This is a genomic window from Streptomyces sp. NRRL S-1022, assembly GCF_000720135.1.
GTDB lineage: Bacteria > Actinomycetota > Actinomycetes > Streptomycetales > Streptomycetaceae > Streptomyces.
This window is the reverse complement of record NZ_JOIU01000027.1, coordinates 57,521-77,778: the sequence shown is the minus strand read 5'-3', so window position 1 is coordinate 77,778 and position 20,258 is coordinate 57,521. Positions and strand designations below refer to the sequence as shown.

Sequence of the window (20,258 nt, the reverse complement as noted above, 5' to 3'; positions counted from 1 at the left end):
CGCTCGCCCACCGGAGAGGTCTCGCATGGCACCGCGCATCCTGCTGGCCCGGCACGGACAGACGGCCTGGTCGCTGTCCGGCAAGCACACCGGCAGGACCGACGTGCCGTTGCTGGAGGAGGGGCGGCGCGGGGCCAAGCTGCTCGGCGAGCGGCTGCACCGCTCGCCGCTGGACGGGCTGGCGGACGCCGAGGTGCGCACCAGCCCGCTGTCGCGTGCGCGGGAGACCTGCGAACTGGCCGGTTTCGGCGACCGCGCCACGACGTGGGACACGCTCATGGAGTGGGACTACGGCGCGTACGAGGGCATGACCCCGGCCGAGATCCAGGCCGTCCGGCCCGGCTGGCTGATCTGGCGGGACGGGGTCCCGCAGGGCGAGACCCTCGCCGAGGTCACCGCGCGCGCGGACGAGGTCGTCGCCTGGGCCCGCTCGGCCGACCGCGACGTGCTGGTCTTCGCCCACGGGCACATCCTGCGGTCGATCGGCGCGCGGTGGCTGGGTCTGCCGCTGGACTTCGCGGCGCGCATCCGGCTGAACCCGACCTCGCTGTCCGTCCTGGGCTGGGCCTACGGGGAACCGGCGATCGAGAGCTGGAACGACCTGGGGCACCTGGCGGGCTGACGGGGCGCCCCTACACCCGCCGGGGCAGCGAGGCGTGGCGGTCCAGGAACTCCGACACCCCCGACGCCCGCCGGTGCGGCAACAGCACCCGCGCGGTCCCGGCGAGCATCGTCTGGATGCGGGAGGACTGGACCTGGTCCAGCAACGACAGTACCCGCAGCCCCGCCTCCGCCGCCTCGTCGGGACGGCCCTCGCGGGCGAGGTCGTCGGCCAGCTCCGCGGTGTAGAGCGCGATGTTGCGGGTGAAGTGCGGATCCTGCAGGCGCGCCGCCCGCCGCGCGTGCCGGGACGCCCGCCCCCAGTCGCCCAGCGTGGACCAGCACTGCGCCTCCAGTCCCTCCAGCTCGGCCTCCCCGTAGAAGCTCATCCACTCGGGGTCGGCGTCCGAGCGGCCCCGCTCGAAGAGGGCGTGCGCGCGGGCCAGCGCCTGCGCGCAGCCGGTGCGGTCGGCCAGCCCCGCCCAGCCGCCCGCCTCGCGCAGCGCGAGCAGGGACATCAGCCGGTCGGAGCCGAGCGGCCGGGCGGCGCGCTGCGCGGCCTGCGCGGCCCGGACCGCCTCCCGGGGGCGCCCGGCGTCCCGGGCCAGGAACGCGGTGTTGCAGAAGGCGTGCGCCTCCAGGGCCGGGTCGCCCGTCATGCGGGCGGTGGCCAGCGCCTCCGCGTAGTGCGAGCGGGCGTCGTCGAAACGCCCGGAGTCGTGGGCCAGCCAGCCCACGGAGATGGCGAGTTCACCGGCGCCCGCGTGCAGCCGGTCGGCGGTGGTCTGCCGGGTCGCGCCGGCGTCGAGCAGCGCGTAGGCGGCGCGCAGCGGGGCGGCCGCGCGCCGGTACAGGCCGTCCGCGCCGTGCCGGTCGTCGAGCAGCCGGATCCGGCGGACGGCCTCCTCCAGTGCCGTCGCCTCGGGGGTTCCGACCCGCCGTGGCGGCCGTCCGGCCGCCGCGGCGCCGGTGGCGAGCCCCAGCGGGGCCAGTGTGGCGGCGGCCACCGTGGCGCCTCCGCCGGTCATGAATGCGCGACGCAGCACGTCGCTCTCCTCGTGGTTCAGGGGGTCTTCCGCACAGGGTTCGTGCGGTTCGTGCGGTTCGTACCGTTCGTGCGGTTCCAGCGGATCGTGCCTGCCCTGCGTGTCGTGGGAGTCATACGGCTCCCCGGCCGCGCGTGACTCACCGGGCGCCGCGTCCGCGGTGCGCGGCTGCGGCGCCTCCACGTCCGTCCGCGCCGTGCGGCCGCGGACGGACGAGCGGGGGGCGAAGCCGAGGTCGGTGAGGGTGCGGCCGGGGAACATGTGCAGGAACACCCGTTCGTACGCGTAGTTGGGGCAGCGGATCTCGCCGGCCTCGACCCGGCCGATGTAGCGCGCGTCACAGCTCACCCGCTCACCGATCTCCCGGGCCGCCCGCCGCACCAGCGCCGCGAACTCGGCCGGTGAGCGCCGGCCGCGCAGCTGCCGGAAGGCGAGGTTCGGCCGGGCTGGTCGTTCGGGCTGTGACGAGGTCACGGTTGACGACGCCATGGCCGGGTCCTCTCGTGCGAACCGTCGAACCATGCCGGGACCGGGATGATTTCGGGACGAGTCGCCCGTGTGATGCCCTGGTTCCGGCGGGCATGAACGTACCTGTTGTGAAGGTCGCGCCACGCGGTGTTTGGCTACAAACCGGATATCTCATCCACGATCTGCCATGAAGTGCCATCCTTTGCGGCGCACTTGTGCCGTAGCCGTTGACGCGCTCACGCGTTGAACCCCATGGACCGCAACAGGGCTGTGTGGTGGAGGCCGGCATGGAGACCAGCCAGAGCAACGAACCGTGTACGTCGCCGTCGTTGTCATGCGCGGTGCGTAACGCGGCGTGCGACCTCGTGACGGTGCCGACCCGGCAGGGGCTGGAGGCGGTCGACATCCTGCGGCGGGGAGCCGCGGACGCGGTGGGACCCGTGCTGCACGACGACGGCTGCGGCACCCTCGGCTTCCTGGTGCCGGCCGGTACGGCCGCCGGCTGGGACATGCCCGGCAGCACCTGCACCGAGACGGACGGCCGCGGGCTGCGGCTGGCCCCCGAGCCGCCGGTGGAGGGCTCCGACTGGCTGCTGCCGCCCGGCGAGGCCTACCTCGCCACCGACCCGGTGGTGCTGCGCCGGGCGCTGGGCGAGGCGGCCCGCCTGATCGAGGCCGCCGACAACTGCCGCTGACGCCCGCCCGCGGCCGCGACCGCTCGCGGCAGCTGCGAAAATGGCCCCATGGGCAGGTCCAGGAACACGCGGCGCAGACCGGCCGCCGCCGTCGTCGAGGAACCGGTCGACGGCGGGACCGCGCGGCTCGTGCCCGACCCGGACCGCGGCCGGGCCTGGACGCTGCTGATCGACGGGGCGCCCCAGTCGCACGTCGACCTCGACGACCCGGCCCACCTCTCCTTCGAGTACCAGCGCCGCCTCGGCCATGTCATCGACCTCGTCGCCCCGCCCGGCAGACCCGTGCACGCCGTGCACCTCGGCGGCGGCGCGTTCACCCTCGCACGGTACGTCGCCGCGACCCGTCCCCGCTCCACCCAGCAGGTCGTGGAGCGGGACGCGCGGCTGGTCGACCTGGTCCGCCGCGAGCTGCCGCTGGACCCGAACGCGCGGGTCCGGGTGCGTGCCGTCGACGCGCGCGCGGGCCTGGCCAAGGTGCCGGACGGCTGGGCCGACCTGGTCGTCGCGGACGTGTTCGGCGGCGCCCGCACCCCCGCCCACCTCACCTCCACCGAGTTCCTGGACGAGGTCCGCCGCGCCCTGAAGCCCTCCGGTGTCTACGCGGCCAACCTGGCCGACGGTCCGCCGCTCGCGCACCTGCGCGGGCAGATCGCCACCGCCGCGGCCCGGTTCGGCGAACTCGCGCTGATCGCCGACGCGGCCGTGCTGCGCGGCAAGCGCTTCGGCAACGCGATCCTGGTCGCCGCCGACGCCCCGCTGCCGCTCGCCGACCTCACCCGCCGCGCCGCCTCCGACCCGCACCCCGGACGGGTCGAACACGGCAGGCAGCTCACCGACTTCACCGGTGGCGCCCTGCCCGTGACGGACGAGACCGCGGTGGCCTCCCCGGCCCCGCCGCCCTCGGTGTTCGGCTAGGGCCCCGGCCGCGGACCGGTCGCCGCCGCGACCACGGACCGCCGCGAACGATCGCCCTGCCGGGGCGGCAGGCCGGTGCGCCGGGGCGCCGCGGAGTCAGTACGTGCCCACCTCCACCCGCGGTGGCCCGTCGTGCCAGGTGCAGAACACCGACACCCGGTCCGCGCCCCGGCTGAACTCCACCCGGATCCAGCTCTCCGTCTTCCACACCTGCATCCCCCAGCCGGTCCCGGGCGTCGCCGAGACCAGCGTCGCGTCGGCCGGACCAAGGTCGAACACCGCCCGGCCGCCGTCGGTGTCGTAGGCCCTGACCCGGCCGGTGGCGGTGGCGGTGGCGGTGGGCGAGGGGGACGGGGTACGGGCCGGGGTGCGCGTCGGCGTGGGCGCCGGCCGGGCCGGGCGCGCCTGCGACGGGGTCGGAGAGGCAGAGGGCGTCCGGGACGCGGGCCGCACCTCCCGGGCGTCCCTGTCGGCCGCCGTCACCGGCAGGGCGCGCGGCGGATCGTACGCCGTCCCCGCCATCACCGCGTGCACACCCCACCACGACAGCGTGGCCGCCGCTCCCGTCGCGAACAGCCACGCCAGTACGTGTACGAGTCCTCTGCGCATCGCGGGCCATACTGCCCCAGCGGTACCGCCGTGTGCACATGCGCCGGGTTGTCCACAGGCTCCCGCCCGGGCCGTCCGCATGGCGTACGGTGCGGCGCATGGCAAGTGTGCTCGTGGTCGAGGACGACCAGTTCGTACGCTCGGCGCTCATCCGGCATCTGACCGACGCCGCACACACCGTGCGCAGCGTCGGTACGGCACTGGAGGCGCTGCGCGAGGTCGCCCATTTCCGCTTCGACCTCGTCATCCTGGACCTCGGACTGCCCGACCTGGACGGCTCCGAGGCCCTGAAGATGCTCCGCGGCATCACCGACGTGCCCGTCATCATCGCCACCGCCCGGGACGACGAGACGGAGGTCGTCCGGCTGCTGAACGCGGGGGCGGACGACTACCTCACCAAGCCCTTCTCCGTCGAGCACCTCTCCGCCCGGATCGCGGCCGTGCTGAGGCGGGCCCGCTCCGCCGGCGCGGAGGCCCCGCCCCCGGCCGTCCTGCGGGTCGGCGGCCTGACCGTCGACCCGCTGCGCCGTCAGGCCGCGTTGGACGGCGTCCGGCTCGACCTGACCCGCCGGGAGTTCGACCTGCTCGCCTTCCTGGCCGGCCGCCCCGGGGTCGTCGTCCCGCGCAGGGAACTCCTCGCCGAGGTCTGGCAGCAGTCCTACGGCGACGACCAGACCATCGACGTCCATCTGTCCTGGCTGCGCCGGAAACTGGGGGAGACGGCCGCCCGGCCGCGCTATCTGCACACCCTGCGCGGCGTCGGCGTGAAGCTCGAACCGCCCGCGGACTCACCGGCCGACGGGCAGGTCCCGGGATGAGGTGGGCCCTGGTCAAGGTCTGCCTGGCGGTCACCACGATGGTCGTGGTCGCCTTCGCCGTCCCGCTCGGCCTGGTCGTCAAGGAGATGGCCCGCGACCGCGCCTTCTCGAACGCCGAGCGGCAGGCCGCCGCGGTCGCGCCCGCGCTGTCCATCACCACCGACCGGGACGAGCTGGAGCGGGTGGTGGCCTCGGCCGGCGCCGACTCCGGAATGGCCGTCCACCTGCCCGCCGACGGCGGCCGGAGCGCGCTCGACCTCGGCCGGCAGCGCGCCGCCGCCCGCGACATCCAGGCCGTACGGAGACTGGGCCGCGCCTCGACCACCACCGTCCCCGGCGGCTCCACCCTGCTCCAGCCGGTCGCGCTCGGCTCCGGCACCATCGCCGTGGTCGAGGTGTACGTCCCCGAGTCCGAGATGAGCCACGGTGTCGGTACGGCCTGGGCGGTGCTCGCGGCCGTCGGCCTCGCGCTGATCGTCGGTTCGGTGGCCGTCGCCGACCGGCTCGGGGTGCGGATGGTGCGGCCCGCCCGGCGGCTGGTCGAGGGCGCGCACGAACTGGGCGAGGGCAGGCTGGGCGCCCGGGTGCGGGAGGAGGGCCCGACCGAACTCCGGCTCGCCGCCGTCGCGTTCAACTCCATGGCCGACCAGGTCGTGCAGCTCCTCGCCAACGAGCGGGAACTGGCCGCCGACCTCTCGCACCGGCTGCGCACCCCGCTCACCGTCCTCCGGCTGAACGCGGCCTCCCTCGGCGCCGGGACGGCCGCCGAGCAGACCCGTGCCGCCGTCGCCCAGCTGGAACGCGAGGTCGACACCATCATCCGCACCGCCCGGGAGGCCAAGCCGCAGACGGCCGCCGCCGGGCCCGGCGCCGGGTGCGACGCGGCCGAAGTGGTGCGCGAGCGCATGGAGTTCTGGTCCGCGCTCGCCGAGGACGAGGGCCGCAAGTGGCGGGTGGCCGGCGTGGACCGGCCGGTGCGCACACCCGTGGCCCGCGCCGACCTGGCCGCCGCCCTCGACGCCCTGCTCGGCAACGTCTTCCGGCACACCCCCGAGGGCACCGCCTTCGCGGTCGACGTGCACAACGGCGAGGACGCGGTGATCGTGCTCGTCTCCGACGCGGGCCCCGGCATACCCGACCCCGAGGCGGCGATGGCCCGCGGCCGGGGCTCCGGTACCACCGGCTCCACCGGCCTCGGCCTGGACATCGTGCGCCGGCTCGCCGAGTCCACCGGCGGGGACGTCCGCATCGGCGCCTCGGTGCTGGGCGGCACGGAGGTGCGGATCTGGTTCCAGCTGGACGCGCGGGGGCCGGTGGGGCGCGGACGGCGGGGGGTGCCGCGAAGACGCCGACCGGGCAAATTGGTCTCGACCTTTAACCGGCCCCGATCTCTCCCTTAAGCGAACCCTAAGTCCCCGAACCGACGGCCGTGACAAGCCATTTGTCCATTTCCCGCTCGCTAGCGTGCTGCCGCACCACACCCCCGTGAACAGCGAAGGCAGGCACGCGCATGAGCACGCACCGGCGCAGGATCAGTGGCAGGAACAAGGCGATAGGCGGCCTGGTGGCCGCGGCCGTGGCGGGCGGCGGCGCGGTCCTGCTCACCGGCACCGCGAACGCGGCCGGGGTGAACGCGGCGTACACCAAGACCAGCGACTGGTCGACGGGCTACAGCGCCCAGTACGTCGTCACCAACAACACCGGTGCGGCCGAGAAGACCTGGACGCTGGAGTTCGACCTCCCGGCGGGCGCCAAGCTCGGCTCGCTCTGGAACGGCGAGTCCAGCGTGAGCGGTCAGCACGTCACCGTGCAACCGGCCAAGTGGGACACCGCCGGCCTGGCCCCCGGCAAGTCCGTGACCGTCGGCTTCGTGGTGAACGGCAGCGGCGACCCGACCGGCTGTCGCATCGACGACACCCGGTGTTCCGCGGACGGCGGCGCCACCCCCGAGCCCAGCGGCCGGCCGACGCAGACCACGCTGGCCCCCACGCCCACCCCCACCAAGTCGACCGCCACCCCCACCGCCACGCCCACCCCCACGGGCGGCACCGGAACCGGCACCACCGGCTCCGCCGGCTTCGCCCCGTACGTCGACACCAGCCTCTACCCGGCCTTCGACCTGCTCGGCGCCGCCGAGGCGACCGGCGTGAAGAACTACAACCTCGCCTTCCTCACCGACGGCGGCGGCTGCACCCCCAAGTGGGGCGGCGTCACCGACCTCACCGGCGACGCGGTGGCCGCGCAGATCGGCTCGCTGCGCGCCAAGGGCGGTGACGTCCGGGTCTCCTTCGGCGGCGCCTCCGGCTCCGAGCTGGCCACCACCTGCTCCTCCGCCGACGCGCTGGCGGCGGCCTACGGCAAGGCGGTCGACGCGTTCAAGCTGACCAAGGTGGACTTCGACGTCGAGGGCGGCGCACTGCCCGACACCGCCGCCAACACCCGCCGCGCCCAGGCCATCGCCAGGCTCCAGGCCCAGCACCCGGGCCTGGACGTCTCCTTCACCCTCCCGGTGATGCCCGAGGGACTCACCCAGGACGGCGTGAACCTCCTCGCCGACGCCAAGGCCAACGGCGTGAAGATCTCCACCGTCAACATCATGGCGATGGACTACGGGCCCGCGTACAGCGGCGACATGGGCACGTACGCCGAGCAGGCGGCGACGGCCACCCAGGCCCAGGTCAAGAGCGTGCTGGGGCTGTCCGACACCGCCGCCTGGAAGGCCGTCGCCGTCACCCCGATGATCGGTGTCAACGACGTCTCCTCCGAGGTCTTCAAGGTCGAGGACGCCACCCAGCTGGTGAACTTCGCCAAGTCCAAGGGCCTCGGCTGGCTCTCCATGTGGTCCGCGGCCCGCGACCAGAGCTGCGCCGGCGGCACCAAGCCCACCGCCGACGCCACGTGCAGCTCGATCCTCCAGGAGAAGTCCGCCTTCGCGAAGGCGTTCGCGGCGTACCAGGGCTGACTGCCGCTCCCGAAGGGCGCGGCCCGCTCCCACGACGGGCCGCGCCCCGCCTGTCACACGGTGGTCTCCACCGCCGGCAGCACCCCTGTCCGGGCCGCCTCCGCGTACCACCGCGCGCTCGACTTCGGCGTCCGCTCCAGCGTCGCGTAGTCCACGTACACCGCGCCGAACCGCTTGCCGTAGCCGTACGACCACTCGAAGTTGTCCATCAGGGACCACAGGTAGTACCCGCGCACGTCGGCGCCGTCGGCGATCGCGCGGCGCACCGCCGACAGGTGCCCGTGCAGGTAGGCGATCCGCTCGGGGTCGTGCACCCGGCCGTCGGGGTCGGGCTTGTCGTCGTAGGCCGCACCGTTCTCGGTGACGTACAGGGGCAGGCCCGGCGCCTCGCGCGTGTACCGCATGATCAGGTCGTACAGGCCCGTCGGGTCGATCGTCCAGCCCATCTCCGTGCGCTCGCCGGGGGTCTGGTGGAAGAGGACGTCGTCCGCGGCCGGCCAGGGCGAGTGCTCGCTGGAGCCGTGACCGTCCGCCCGGGGGCCCTTGGCCCCGCCGGACGCGGCCGAGACCAGGGTCGGCGTGTAGTAGTTCAGGCCCAGTGCGTCCAGCGGGGCGTTGATCGTGCGGACGTCGCCGTCCAGGACGTACGACCAGTCGGTCACCGAGCGCGTGGCCTCCAGCAGCGACGACGGGTACGCGCCGTGCAGCATCGGGCCGTGGAAGACGCCGTTGGCCAGGTCGTCGATCCGGCGGGCCGCGGCCAGGTCCGCCGGGTCCTGGGAGAGCGGCCGTACGACGGAGGAGTTGAGGCTGATCGCGATCTGGTTGCGGGCCGGCATCACCGTCCGCAGGGCCGAAGCGGCCAGCCCGTGCCCCAGGTTGAGGTGGTGGGCCGCGCGCAGCGAGGCCGCCGGGTCGGTGCGCCCGGGCGCGTGCACCCCCGAGCCGTAGCCGAGGAAGGCGCTGCACCACGGCTCGTTGAGGGTGATCCACTGCTCCACCCGGTCGCCGAGCGCCTCGCCGACGAGCTGGGCGTACTCGGCGAACCGGGAGGCGGTGTCCCGCACCGGCCAGCCGCCCGCGTCCTCCAGCTCCTGCGGCAGGTCCCAGTGGTAGAGGGTGAGCGCCGGCTTGATGCCCCGCGCCAGCAGCTCGTCGACCAGCCGGCGGTAGAAGTCCAGCCCCCGCTGGACCGCCGGCCCCCGGCCCGTCGGCTGCACCCGGGACCAGGAGACGGAGAAGCGGTACGAGCTCAGGCCCAGCTCCGCCATCAGCGCCACGTCGTCGCGGTAGCGGTGGTAGTGGTCGACCGCGACGTCCCCCGTCTCGCCGGCGGCCGTCTTGCCCGGCGTATGGCTGAAGGTGTCCCAGATCGAGGGGGTGCGGCCGTCCTCCCGCACCGCCCCCTCGATCTGGTACGCCGAGGTCGCGGCGCCCCAGAGGAAGGCGGGAGGAAACGTCACGGACGAAACGGAGTCTGGCATGGAAGCGCTCCCATGAAGGGTCGGAGGAGCCGACGGATGAAGTGGGGGAGGAGGGGCCGGGACGGCGGTGACCCGGCCCCCGTGAAACCGTACGGGCCGATCAGCCCTTGATCGCGCCCTGCATGATCCCGCCCACGATCTGCTTGCCGAACAGCAGGAAGGCGACCAGCAGCGGCAGCGTACCGAGCAGCGCGCCCGCCATGATCACCGCTTGGTCGGGGACGTACCCGGTGCCGAGCGAGTTCAGGGCCACCTGCACGGTCGGGTTCTGCTGGGTCAGGGCGATGATCGGCCACAGGAAGTCGTTCCAGGCGAACACGAACGTCAGCAGGCCCAGCACCGCCATCGCGGGCCGCGCGGCCGGGAAGACCACGTGCCACACGATCCGCAGGCTGCTCGCCCCGTCCACCCGGGCCGCCTCGATCAGTTCCGTCGGCAGCGCCTGCACCAGGTACTGCCGCATGAAGAACGTACCGAACGCGGTCACCAGGCTCGGCAGGATCACCGTCTGGAGCTGGTTGGACCAGCCCAGGTCCGACATCCACAGGTACAGCGGTACGACGGCCAGCTGCGGCGGGATCATCATCGTGCCGATGGTCAGCAGCAGCAGCACGCTGGAGAACCGGAACCGCAGCTTGGCGAAGGCGAAGCCGGCCAGCGTGGAGAACAGCACCGTGCTCACCGTGATGGTGCCCGCCACGATCACCGAGTTCAGCATGGCGGTGCCGAGCCCGGCCTGGTCCCAGGCGGCCTGGAGGTTCTTGAAGAGGTTGCCGCCGAACCACAGCGGCGGCGGGGTCTGGGCCAGCCGCCGGTCGGTGCGGGAGGCGGCGATCGCCGTCCACACCAGCGGGGCCAGCGAGACCAGCGCGAACACGGTGAGCACCAGGTAGGTCACCGGACCCGCGTGCAGCTGCTTGCCCGCGCCCATCCGGCCCCGGCCGCGGCGCCGGCCCGCCTCCCGGGGCAGGGTCAGTTCAGTGGTGGTCATTGGGACTTCCTCAGCCGTCGGGTGAGCAGCAGGTTGACCGCGGCGATGATCAGCAGGATCAGGAACATGGACCAGGCGATCGCGGACGCCTTGCCGAGGTTGCCGATGATCCAGCCCTGGTCGTACATGTACAGACCGAGCGTCTGGTACTGGTGCTCCGAGCCGCCCTTGGACCCGCTGACCCCGCCGAACAGCAGCGGCTCACCGAAGAGCTGGGTCGCGCCGATGGTGGAGACGACCACCGTGAACAGGATCGTCGGCCGCAGCTGCGGAACGGTCACGTGCCGGAACTGCTGCCAGCGGTTGGCGCCGTCGATCGCCGCCGACTCGTACAGGTCGGCCGGGATCGCCTGCATGGCGGCCAGGTAGATCAGCGCGTTGTACCCGGTCCACCGCCAGATCACGATGGACGACACCGCGAACTGCGAACCCCAGTCGGACTCGCGCCAGTTGACCGGGTCCACCCCGAAGAAGTGCAGGACCCAGTTGACCATGCCGCCGTCCCACGAGTACAGCAGCGTGAACACCAGGGTCGCCGCCGCCACCGAGGTGGCGTACGGGGTCAGCATCACCACGCGCCACATGGTCGAGCCGCGCAGCTTGTAGTTGAGCAGGTGCGCCAGCGCGAGCGCGGCCAGCAGCTGCGGCACCGTCGAGATGACGCCGATGCTGAACGTGTTCTTCAGGGCGTTCCAGAAGAAGTCCGAGGACAGCAGGTTCTTGTAGTTGTCCAGGCCCGCCCAGGTCTGGTGGTCGAGCGCCGACAGCTGCACGTCGTGCAGCGAGTACCAGGCCGTGTAGAGCAGCGGGATCAGCGAGAAGGCCCCGAAGAGGAGGAAGAAGGGGGCGACGAAGGCGTACGGCGACGCCTTCATGTCCCAGCGGTACAGCCGGCTGCGCCAGGAGTCGGGCGCCGCCGGCGCACCGCGACCGCGAGCGCCCCGGGCCGCGCCCGGCGAGGTGCCGGGCGCGGCCTCGGCGCTCGACGCGGTATGCGCGAGAGCCTGCTTGGAGCTGCTCACTGGCCGAGCACGTCCTTGATCTCGTTCTTCGCGGCGTCCCAGCCCTGCTCGGGCGACTTGCCCTTCTGCTCGACCTGGAGGATGCCGACGTCGGTCAGCGCGGTGTTGATCGGCTGGTCCTTGACGCCGAAGTACTGGACCGGGATGGTCTTCGCCGAGTCGGCGAAGATCTGCGTGATCGGCGCGTTCGAGAAGTACGCCGTGGTGTCGGCGGCCGGCTTCAGGGTCGCGTACGCCGACGGGGTCGACGGGAAGCTGGCCTGCTTGGCGAAGACCTTCGCCTGCTGCTCCGGCGCGGTCAGCCACTTCACCAGCTCGACGGCCTCCTTCTGGTGCTTGCCCGCCGTCGGCACGCCGAGGAAGGAGCCGCCCCAGTTGGCCGCGGTCGGGGCCGCCGCCACGTCCCAGTTGCCCTTGCCGGAGTCACCGGACTTCTGCTCGATGTAGCCGATCATCCAGGCCGGGCAGGCCACGGTCGCGAAGGTGCCGTTGGCGAAGCCCTGGTCCCACGGCTTGTCGAACTGCTTCAGCTTGGCCGACATGTCGCTGGTGGCGACGGCCATCGCCGCGTCCCAGGACTTCTTCACACCGTCGGACTTGTCCCAGACGATGTTGCCGTCCTTGTCGTAGTACCGGGTCTCGGCGCCGCCGAGGGCCGCGTTGTACACCGAGGAGGCGGAGTCCACGAACTTGGTGCCGTTCGGCGCCTTCTTCATGTACTGCGTGCCGACGTCGACGTACTTCTGCCAGTCGCCCTTCCACTGGGCGGCCAGCTTGTTCCGGTCCGTCTCCAGACCGGCCTTCTTGAACAGGTCCTTGCGGTAGCAGATCGCCATCGGGCCGATGTCCGTGCCGAGGCCGATGGTCTTGCCGTCCTTGGTGGTGGCCTGCGCGAGCTTCCAGTCCAGCCACTGCGACTTGTCGACCTCCTTGCCGAGGTCGACGAACTTGTTCGCCTGGGTCTGCACGGCCTCGGTGACGTTGCCGACTTCGATGGCCTGGACGTCGTCGGTGCCGGCGCCGGCCTGGAGGCGGGTGAGCACCTTCGGCCAGTAGACGTCGGTACGAGTGGTGACGTTCTCCTTGATGTTGATGTCCTTGTGGAGCTTCATGTACTCGTCGTAGAGGCCGGCCTGCTTGTAGCCGAAGACGCCGAAGGTCCCGATGGTCAGCGTGATCTTGCCCTTGCCGCCACCGCCGCCCGAGTTGCCCGACGAGTCGTCGTCCGAGTCGCTGGAACAGCCGGCCAGCAGCCCGGTGGTCAGTGCGGCCACGGCCGTGAAGGCCATCAGCCGATGGGACCGGCGGATGCTCGTGCGCATTACGTCCTCCTGTTGCCTGACGTGCCGACCCCCCGGCCAACTGCTGGAATTGGGCCCGTTCGTACTCGCTGCGGCTCGGGCGGGGAACGTGCGGGTTGTGTAGGTGTCAGGTACTGTGGGAGCGCTCCCACAGGTGATGTGTTGAAGGGTCGTCGGTTCCCGGCGGGGTGTCAAGGGAGCGGACAGAGCGAACCGCGTTCAGTTATCTGCCTGTTAACTGCCCTCACGGGCCACCCGGTACTGCTCACCACTCTGGCCAGGACTGTTAGATTCCAGCCAGAACAGGACACGGCGAGAAAGGCGGAGCCCATGGCAAGCCACGGAGGGCGGGGCCGGAGCGGAGGGCGGCCCACGCTCGAAGAGGTCGCCGCGCGGGCCGGGGTCGGACGGGGCACGGTCTCCCGGGTCATCAACGGTTCCCCCCGGGTCAGCGACGCCACCCGCGCCGCGGTCGAGGCGGCCGTCGCCGAACTCGGCTACGTCCCCAACACCGCCGCCCGCGCCCTCGCGGCCAACCGCACCGACGCCATCGCCCTGGTCGTCCCCGAGCCGGAGACCCGGTTCTTCGCCGAGCCGTACTTCTCGGACATGCTGCGCGGGGTCGGCGCCGAGATCTCCGACACCGAGATGCAGCTGCTGCTGATCTTCGCGGGCAGCGACCGCGAGCGGCAGCGCCTGGCCCAGTACCTGGCCGCCCACCGCGTCGACGGCGTCCTGCTGGTCTCCGTCCACGCCGACGACCCGCTGCCCGACCTCCTGTCCCAGCTGGAGATCCCCGCCGTGATCAGCGGCCCGCGCTCGGCGGCCGAGTCGCTCACCTCGGTGGACTCGGACAACTACGGCGGGGCCCGCTCGGCCGTGGAGCACCTGCTCGGCCGGGGCCGCCGCCGGATCGCGCACATCACCGGCCGCCTGGACGTCTACGGCGCCCAGCGCCGCGTCGACGGCTACCGCGAGGCCCTGCGCGACGCGGGCCACCCGGCCGACGACCTGCTCGTCCAGCCGGGCGACTTCACCGAGGAGGGCGGCCGCCGGGCGATGACGGCCCTGCTGTCCCACCACCCCGACCTGGACGCGGTCTTCGCCGGTTCGGACGTGATGGCGGCCGGCGCCCGCCAGGTGCTGCGCGAGGCGGGCCGCCGCATCCCCGACGACGTCGCCCTGGTCGGTTACGACGACTCCGCCATCGCCCGGCACATGGACCCGCCGCTCACCAGCGTCCGCCAGCCCATCGAGGAGATGGGCCGCGCGATGATCGACCTCCTCCTCACCGAGATCGCCGACCGCCGGCCGCCCGCTTCCCGCGGCCTGGACCGCCGTCGGGCGGTCCTCCCGACGGAACTGGTGGTCCGGGCGTCGTCGTAGCGGGAGAGTCCGGCAGGTCCGTGCCACCGGGGCGCGGCGAAGCCGCAGGCCGGGTCGGCGGGGGCTGGAACAGATCTGCCGATCCGGCCTGCCCGTGGTCCGAACGGGCGCCGGAACGCGTTCAGCCGGTGACCCGTCTTGCGACGCAGTCACCGGCTGAACGTTCAGGGTGAGTGACGGGACTCGAACCCGCGGCATCCTGGACCACAACCAGGTGCTCTACCAGCTGAGCTACACCCACCATGACCGGCGGTGGAACTTGTCGTTTCCCCGACCGGCCGAGAAGAAGTCTACAGGGTCCGAAGGGGTGCTCGCGCACAGGTTTTCGCGCGGGCCGCCGAGCGGCCCCGGGGAGGCCGCGCGGGCGGCTACTGCGCGGGCAGGACGTGCTTGGCGGCGATCGCCCTGGCGGTGTCGGAGTCCGGGCCGGGCTGCGGCACGAAGATGGCCTCGCGGTAGTAGCGCAGCTCGGCGATCGACTCGCGGATGTCGGCGAGGGCCCGGTGGTTGCCGTTCTTCTCCGGGCTGTTGAAGTACGCCCGCGGGTACCAGCGGCGGGCCAGCTCCTTGACCGAGGACACGTCGACGATCCGGTAGTGGAGGTAGTCCTCAAGGGTCGGCATGTCCCGCAGCAGGAAACCCCGGTCGGTGCCGACCGAGTTGCCGCACAGGGGCGCCTTGCCGGGCTCCTTCACGTGCTCCTTCACGTACGCCAGCACCTGCTCCTCGGCGTCCTTCAGGGTCGTACCGTTCTCCAGCTCGGCGAGCAGCCCGGACGCGGTGTGCATCTGGCGGACCACCTCCGGCATCGTCTCCAGGGCCCGGGCCGGCGGCCGGACGACGATGTCCACCCCCTCGCCGAGTACGTTCAGCTCGGAGTCGGTGACGAGGGCGGCCACTTCGATGAGCGCGTCGTCGGACAGCGAGAGGCCGGTCATCTCGCAGTCGATCCACACCATGCGATCGTTCATGCGTCTCACCTTACGGCGCGCCGCGCTGAGCTGGACCGACCGTGCGCCCACCTTGTCGGTGCGCGGACACGCGAAGAGCGGCGGACACGCCAAGGGGAGCGGAGTCCCGCTCCGCCCCCCTTGGCGCTTCGTGCACGTACCGCTCAGTTGCCGCTGCGCGGTCCCGGCAGCAGCCCCACCGCGCCGGCCGCGGCCCGGCGGCTCTGCAGCGGCACTCCGCCGTCCCGGTGCTCGTGCAGCAGGGCCGGTGGCGGGCCCACCGGTCCGGTGCCGGACAGGCCCGCGGGCGCGCCCTGCTGGCCGGACGGCATCGCCGGCTCCGCCTCACCCGGCGGCTTGTCGCCCTGCGGACGACGGGCCCGGTAGGCGGCCCGGTAGGCGGCCGGGGACGAGCCGAGCTGGCGGCGGAAGTGCCCGCGCAGCGCGACAGGTGAACGGAAGCCGCACCGCCCCGCCACCTCGTCCACGGAATAGTCCGACGTCTCCAGCAGCCGCTGCGCCTGGAGCACCCGCTGCGTGATCAGCCACTGCAGCGGAGCGCTCCCGGTGAGCGAGCGGAACCGGCGGTCGAACGTACGGCGGCTCATGTAGGCGCGTGCCGCCAGGGTCTCCACGTCGAACTGCTCGTGGAGGTGTTCCAGCGCCCAGGCGACGACCTCGGCGAGCGGGTCGGCGCCGATCTCCTCTGGTAAAGAGCGGTCCAGGTAGCGCTCCTGACCGCCCGAACGGCGCGGTGGGACCACCAGGCGCCGGGCGAGCGCGCCGGCCGCCTCGTTGCCGTGGTCCGTCCGCACGATGTGCAGACAGAGATCGATTCCGGCCGCCGTACCCGCGCTCGTGAGCACGTCGCCGTCGTCGACGAACAGCTCGCGCGGATCGACGTGCACCGACGGATAGCGCTTGGCCAGCGTCGGTGCGTACATCCAGTGTGTGGTCGCCGGGCGGCCGTCCAGCAGTCCGGCCGCGGCGAGCACGAACGCGCCCGTGCACAGCCCGACGATGCGGGCGCCTTCCTCGTGTGCCCGGCGCAGCGCGTCGAGTGCCTCCTCCGGTGGCGGTGAGGTGATCGAACGCCAGGCCGGTACGACGACCGTCCCGGCGCGTGAGATCGCCTCCAGCCCATGCGGTGCGGTGAGTTCCAGGCCCCCTGTGGTCCGCAGCGGGCCTTCCTCGCCGGCACACACCAACAGGCGGTAGCGCGGCACGCCGGCGTCCTGGCGGTCGATCCCGAACACCGACAGCGGAATGGAACTCTCGAAAATGGGGCCGCCGCTGAACAGCAGCACCGCGACGATCTCCTTGCGGCGTCGCCCGGACAGTTTCCGGGCTGCGGCGTCCGGCGAGGCAGTGGAGTCGTGGCTCATACTGCTAAGCCCCCCTCGGTGGTCGCGGCTCCTCGGTTGTGTCGCTCCTGCACGTTTCCCCTCGGTCCTGCACGAGTCCCCCGCCGTAAGACAGTCAAGATCGAATTTACTGGCTCCCGCGATCGGGCGGTGACCAGTTCCCCACGCGGCACATTGTCGACATGACAACTTGGCGTGAAGCATTCGATCACGAAGCGTTGCACTCGTGAGGCGCGCAGGGAAGTGCGCCTTGTCGCAGTGGCCAAACCGCGTAGGGTGCGCAGCGGCCCGTAGACCCTTTCCGTGCAGGTGGAACGGGGGTTGGAGGGTGGTCCGGGCCCCCCTTGGGCGATATCCAGAAGTTGGCTGAAAAGCAGCGTTCAGAGGCGCGGAAACAGGTCAGTCGACCGGTGTCTGCTCCCGGGTGTGACGTCCGCCTCTTTGCGCGGCGCAACGCCGGGCGCCCCGCTCGGAGCGGCGCAGCAGCACCCGGCAGACGGCCGTGACCGCGGCGAGCCCCAGCGCGGACCCCGCGGCGCCGGCCAGCGAGGTGCCGTACCAGACGAGCACCACGGGCACGAGCACGCAGCTGAAGGCCGCCCAGCGGATCACATCGCTCGCGGTGTCGGGCGCGGGGCGCGGCTCGCTGCCGGGCCGGGGTGCGGGCATCTCGTACTCCCTGTGGCGGTGGCTCACCCCGATTCAACGCCCGTTCGACCCGTCGGTCACCGCAGGCACAGCTGTGAACGCTGTGCAAACCGCCTGTACGGGGCAGCAACCATTGCGTTACGGGCGCGGCTCGTGCATGCTCCGGTGAACCCCTACGGACGTCGGGGGACCGCTCACGGAGCGTGCGCGGGATCTGGGCTCAGGAGGCGTGCCGCCGTACCCTTGGGGGTATGGGCTTGGGAAGACGTTTCCCGGACACAGCTCCGCCGCACCCTGTCGTCCCTCCCAAAAAGGATCACTACGCCGAGACAGCCATGGCCGGTCACGAATTCTTCGAACCCGCGGACCGCAAGCGGCCGGTCGCCGATCCCACGGCGGCCGAGCCCCTGGCGGCGGAGGAGTCACGCCCTTCCTGCGACCCCGCCTTCCGGCACGGAGTCGTCGTCGGCTTCGACGGCTCCACCTCCAGCGAGCGCGCCCTCGCCTACGCGATCGGCATGGCCCACCGTTCCCACTCCGGTCTGATCATCGTGCATGTGGCGAACCGGCTGCCCACCACCGTGTGGGCGGGCTGCGAGCCGCCCGTCTTCGTGGACGTGCCGGACCACCGCACGGAGGTCCTGGGGCTGGAGCTGGCGTGCGCCGACTATCTGGCCGAGGTGCCGTGGATCCTGGTCGAGCGGGGCGGTGACATCTGCCACGAGCTGGAAGAGGTCGGGCGGGAGTACGAGGCCGACGCGATCGTCGTCGGCTCCACGCACGGCATCGTCGGCCGGATCTTCGGCTCTGTCGCCGGACGGCTCGCCAAGCGGGCGCAGCGGCCCGTGATCGTCATTCCCTGAGTCCCGCGACCCCCTGCCGGCTCCCTTGCCACAGCCGGGTGCCGTCCCGCCGGGTGCTGTCCGTGCAGCGCAAGACTACTCACGCGTAGAGGTGGTTCGTGCCCTTGTGAAGGGCATATAGCGCTCACCGCACCACTGGACCCGCACGAGGGGAGCCCGTCGTGCGAGGGGTGTGCTGCGGGCCGGGGGGTGACGGCCGCCGGCTGGTGAGCAGCACGGAAGGACCCCCACGCAGAAGGTGGCCGCGTGGGGGTCCGTTCTGTTCCCGCGTCCTACTCCACCGTCACCGACTTGGCGAGGTTGCGCGGCTTGTCGATGTCGCGGCCCAGGGCCTTGGCCGTGTGGTAGGCGAGGAGCTGGAGGGGGATGCCCATCAGGATGGGGTCCAGCTCGTCCTCGTTCTTCGGGACGAGGATCGTCTGGTCGGCCTTCTCCTGGTGCTGGTGGGCCACGGCGAGGATCTTGCCGCTGCGGGCCTTGATCTCCTCCAGGGCCGCGCGGTTCTTCTCCAGCAGGTCGTCGTCGGGGACGATCGCGACCGTGGGCAGGGCCGGCTCGATGAGGGCCAGCGGGCCGTGCTTCAGCTCGGAGGCGGGGTAGGCCTCGGCGTGGATGTAGGAGACCTCCTTGAGCTTCAGGGAGGCCTCGCGGGCCACCGGGTAGCCCCGGACGCGGCCGATGAAGAGCATCGAGCGGGCGTCGGCGTAGCTCTCCGCCAGCTCCTTGATCTCCTCTTCCTGCTTGAGGATCTCGGTGATCTGCTCGGGCAGCTTGCGCAGGCCCTCGATGATCCGCTTGCCGTCACGGACGGACAGGTCGCGGGTGCGGCCCAGGTGCAGGGCGAGCAGCGCGAAGGCGACCGTGGTGTTGGTGAAGCACTTGGTGGAGACGACGCAGACCTCGGGGCCGGCGTGCACGTAGACGCCGCCGTCGGCCTCGCGGGCGATCGCGGAGCCCACCACGTTGACCACGCCGAGGACCCGGGCGCCCTTGCGCTTGAGCTCCTGGACGGCGGCCAGCACGTCGTACGTCTCACCCGACTGGGAGACCGCGATGTACAGGGTGTCGGGGTCGACCACCGGGTTGCGGTAGCGGAACTCGGAGGCCGGCTCGGCGTCGGCGGGGATGCGGGCCAGCTCCTCGATCATCTGGGCGCCGATCATGCCCGCGTGGTACGAGGTGCCGCAGCCGAGGATCTTCACGCGGCGGATCTGCCGGGCCTCGCGGGCGTCCAGGTTGAGGCCGCCGAGGTGCACGGTGGAGAACCGGTCGTCGATGCGGCCGCGCAGCACGCGGTCGACCGCCTCGGCCTGCTCGTGGATCTCCTTGTGCATGTAGGTGTCGTGGCCGCCCATGTCGTAGGAGGCCGCCTCCCACTCCACGGTGGTCGGCTCGGCCGAGGTGCGGGTGCCCTCGGTGGTGTAGGTGCGGAAGTCGTCGGCCTTGAGGGTGGCCATCTCGCCGTCGTCCAGCGTCACTATCTGCCGGGTGTGGGCGACCAGGGCGGCGATGTCCGAGGCGACGAACATCTCCTTCTCGCCGATGCCGAGGACGACCGGGGAGCCGTTGCGGGCCACCACGATGCGGTCGGGGAAGTCGGCGTGCATGACGGCGATGCCGTACGTGCCCTCGACCACCCGCAGGGTCTCGCGGACCTTGTCCTCCAGCTTCTCGGCCTGCGAGCGGGCGATCAGGTGGGTGAGGACCTCGGTGTCGGTCTCGGAGAGGAACTCGACGCCGTCCGCCTCCAGCTTGCGGCGCAGGTCGGCGGCGTTGTCGATGATGCCGTTGTGGACGACGGCCACCTTCTGGTCGGCCGACATGTGCGGGTGGGCGTTCACGTCGGAGGGGGCGCCGTGGGTGGCCCAGCGGGTGTGGGCGATACCGGTGGTGCCCTTGAAGCGCGCCGGGACCTTGGCCTCCAGGTCGCGCACCCGGCCCTTGGCCTTGACCAGCTTCAGGCCGGGCGTCTTCGGGGAGCTGACGACGATGCCCGCGGAGTCGTAGCCGCGGTACTCCAGGCGCTGGAGACCCTCCAGCAGGAGGGGGGCGACGTCACGCTTCCCGATGTATCCGACAATTCCGCACATATATAGAGGTATCCCTTGGCTGTCGCTGGTCCGGCCCCGGCTGGTT

18 protein-coding genes and 1 tRNA gene are annotated in these 20,258 nt (G+C 72.1%); 8 read left to right on the top strand and 11 right to left on the bottom strand.

The window, feature by feature from the left end; translation table 11 throughout:
- Window positions 1-25 precede the first annotated feature (25 nt).
- Entirely contained in the window at window positions 26-622 is a 597-nt protein-coding gene (locus tag IG05_RS0132690; RefSeq protein WP_030347673.1) for a histidine phosphatase family protein, read from the top strand.
- 10 nt (window positions 623-632) lie between these two features.
- Here the strand turns inward: IG05_RS0132690 and IG05_RS0132685 are convergent, their stop codons facing one another.
- Window positions 633-2,135, bottom strand: a complete 1,503-nt coding sequence (locus IG05_RS0132685) for a hypothetical protein (protein ID WP_030347672.1) — start codon at window positions 2,133-2,135, stop codon at window positions 633-635.
- Window positions 2,136-2,401: 266 nt separating this feature from the next.
- Here IG05_RS0132685 and IG05_RS0132680 point away from each other — a divergent pair, with 266 nt between their 5' ends.
- Both IG05_RS0132680 and IG05_RS0132675 read left to right on the top strand, forming a co-directional pair.
- Window positions 2,402-2,809, top strand: coding sequence for a hypothetical protein (locus IG05_RS0132680; RefSeq protein ID WP_051790527.1), 408 nt, complete (start codon window positions 2,402-2,404; stop codon window positions 2,807-2,809).
- Window positions 2,810-2,857: 48 nt separating this feature from the next.
- Window positions 2,858-3,724: a spermidine synthase gene (locus IG05_RS0132675; protein ID WP_030347670.1), complete on the top strand. Its 867-nt coding sequence runs from the start codon at window positions 2,858-2,860 to the stop codon at window positions 3,722-3,724.
- Between the two features lie 96 nt (window positions 3,725-3,820).
- On the opposite strand, the gene IG05_RS0132670 is transcribed toward IG05_RS0132675, so the two are convergent.
- A complete protein-coding gene (locus tag IG05_RS0132670; RefSeq protein ID WP_030347669.1) occupies window positions 3,821-4,333 on the bottom strand; it encodes a hypothetical protein in 513 nt (170 codons plus the stop codon).
- A gap of 98 nt (window positions 4,334-4,431) precedes the next feature.
- Here IG05_RS0132670 and IG05_RS0132665 point away from each other — a divergent pair, with 98 nt between their 5' ends.
- The 3 genes from IG05_RS0132665 to IG05_RS0132655 all read left to right on the top strand — a co-directional run bounded on the left by IG05_RS0132665 (window position 4,432) and on the right by IG05_RS0132655 (window position 8,113).
- A complete protein-coding gene (locus tag IG05_RS0132665; protein ID WP_030347668.1) occupies window positions 4,432-5,151 on the top strand; it encodes a response regulator transcription factor in 720 nt (239 codons plus the stop codon).
- The gene (locus IG05_RS0132660; RefSeq protein WP_030347667.1) at window positions 5,148-6,551 is read left to right on the top strand and encodes a sensor histidine kinase; all 1,404 of its coding nucleotides are present in this window, start codon (window positions 5,148-5,150) and stop codon (window positions 6,549-6,551) included. Before IG05_RS0132665 ends, IG05_RS0132660 begins: the two co-directional genes overlap by 4 nt.
- A gap of 110 nt (window positions 6,552-6,661) precedes the next feature.
- The gene (locus IG05_RS0132655) at window positions 6,662-8,113 is read left to right on the top strand and encodes a cellulose binding domain-containing protein (protein WP_030347666.1); all 1,452 of its coding nucleotides are present in this window, start codon (window positions 6,662-6,664) and stop codon (window positions 8,111-8,113) included.
- A 53-nt stretch (window positions 8,114-8,166) separates the two neighbouring features.
- On the opposite strand, the gene IG05_RS0132650 is transcribed toward IG05_RS0132655, so the two are convergent.
- The 4 genes from IG05_RS0132650 to IG05_RS0132635 form a co-directional block, all read right to left on the bottom strand.
- A complete protein-coding gene (locus IG05_RS0132650) occupies window positions 8,167-9,597 on the bottom strand; it encodes a GH1 family beta-glucosidase (RefSeq protein WP_030347665.1) in 1,431 nt (476 codons plus the stop codon).
- Window positions 9,598-9,697: 100 nt separating this feature from the next.
- Window positions 9,698-10,588, bottom strand: a complete 891-nt coding sequence (locus IG05_RS0132645) for a carbohydrate ABC transporter permease (protein ID WP_030347664.1) — start codon at window positions 10,586-10,588, stop codon at window positions 9,698-9,700.
- Window positions 10,585-11,610: a carbohydrate ABC transporter permease gene (locus IG05_RS0132640; protein WP_030347663.1), complete on the bottom strand. Its 1,026-nt coding sequence runs from the start codon at window positions 11,608-11,610 to the stop codon at window positions 10,585-10,587. The genes IG05_RS0132645 and IG05_RS0132640 overlap by 4 nt, the downstream gene beginning before the upstream one ends.
- Window positions 11,607-12,932: an ABC transporter substrate-binding protein gene (locus IG05_RS0132635; protein ID WP_030347662.1), complete on the bottom strand. Its 1,326-nt coding sequence runs from the start codon at window positions 12,930-12,932 to the stop codon at window positions 11,607-11,609. The genes IG05_RS0132640 and IG05_RS0132635 overlap by 4 nt, the downstream gene beginning before the upstream one ends.
- A 309-nt stretch (window positions 12,933-13,241) precedes the next feature.
- Here IG05_RS0132635 and IG05_RS0132630 point away from each other — a divergent pair, with 309 nt between their 5' ends.
- The gene (locus IG05_RS0132630) at window positions 13,242-14,297 is read left to right on the top strand and encodes a LacI family DNA-binding transcriptional regulator (protein ID WP_030347661.1); all 1,056 of its coding nucleotides are present in this window, start codon (window positions 13,242-13,244) and stop codon (window positions 14,295-14,297) included.
- Window positions 14,298-14,465: 168 nt separating this feature from the next.
- On the opposite strand, the gene IG05_RS0132625 is transcribed toward IG05_RS0132630, so the two are convergent.
- The 4 genes from IG05_RS0132625 to IG05_RS42720 all read right to left on the bottom strand — a co-directional run bounded on the left by IG05_RS0132625 (window position 14,466) and on the right by IG05_RS42720 (window position 17,280).
- Window positions 14,466-14,538 (bottom strand) — tRNA-His (locus IG05_RS0132625).
- A 127-nt stretch (window positions 14,539-14,665) separates the two neighbouring features.
- Window positions 14,666-15,268 carry an oligoribonuclease gene (gene orn / locus IG05_RS0132620; RefSeq protein ID WP_030347660.1) on the bottom strand — a complete coding sequence of 201 codons (603 nt, stop codon included), beginning with the start codon at window positions 15,266-15,268 and terminating at the stop codon, window positions 14,666-14,668.
- A 143-nt stretch (window positions 15,269-15,411) separates the two neighbouring features.
- On the bottom strand, window positions 15,412-16,632 hold the full coding sequence (locus IG05_RS0132615) for a helix-turn-helix domain-containing protein (RefSeq protein ID WP_030347659.1): 1,221 nt from the start codon (window positions 16,630-16,632) through the stop codon (window positions 15,412-15,414).
- 378 nt (window positions 16,633-17,010) lie between these two features.
- Window positions 17,011-17,280, bottom strand: a complete 270-nt coding sequence (locus IG05_RS42720) for a hypothetical protein (RefSeq protein ID WP_199808421.1) — start codon at window positions 17,278-17,280, stop codon at window positions 17,011-17,013.
- A gap of 314 nt (window positions 17,281-17,594) precedes the next feature.
- Between IG05_RS42720 and IG05_RS0132605 the strand changes: the two genes are divergently transcribed.
- The gene (locus IG05_RS0132605) at window positions 17,595-18,122 is read left to right on the top strand and encodes a universal stress protein (protein ID WP_030347657.1); all 528 of its coding nucleotides are present in this window, start codon (window positions 17,595-17,597) and stop codon (window positions 18,120-18,122) included.
- A gap of 272 nt (window positions 18,123-18,394) precedes the next feature.
- Here the strand turns inward: IG05_RS0132605 and glmS are convergent, their stop codons facing one another.
- Window positions 18,395-20,212, bottom strand: a complete 1,818-nt coding sequence (gene glmS / locus IG05_RS0132600) for a glutamine--fructose-6-phosphate transaminase (isomerizing) (protein WP_030347656.1) — start codon at window positions 20,210-20,212, stop codon at window positions 18,395-18,397.
- Window positions 20,213-20,258: the final 46 nt, after the last annotated feature.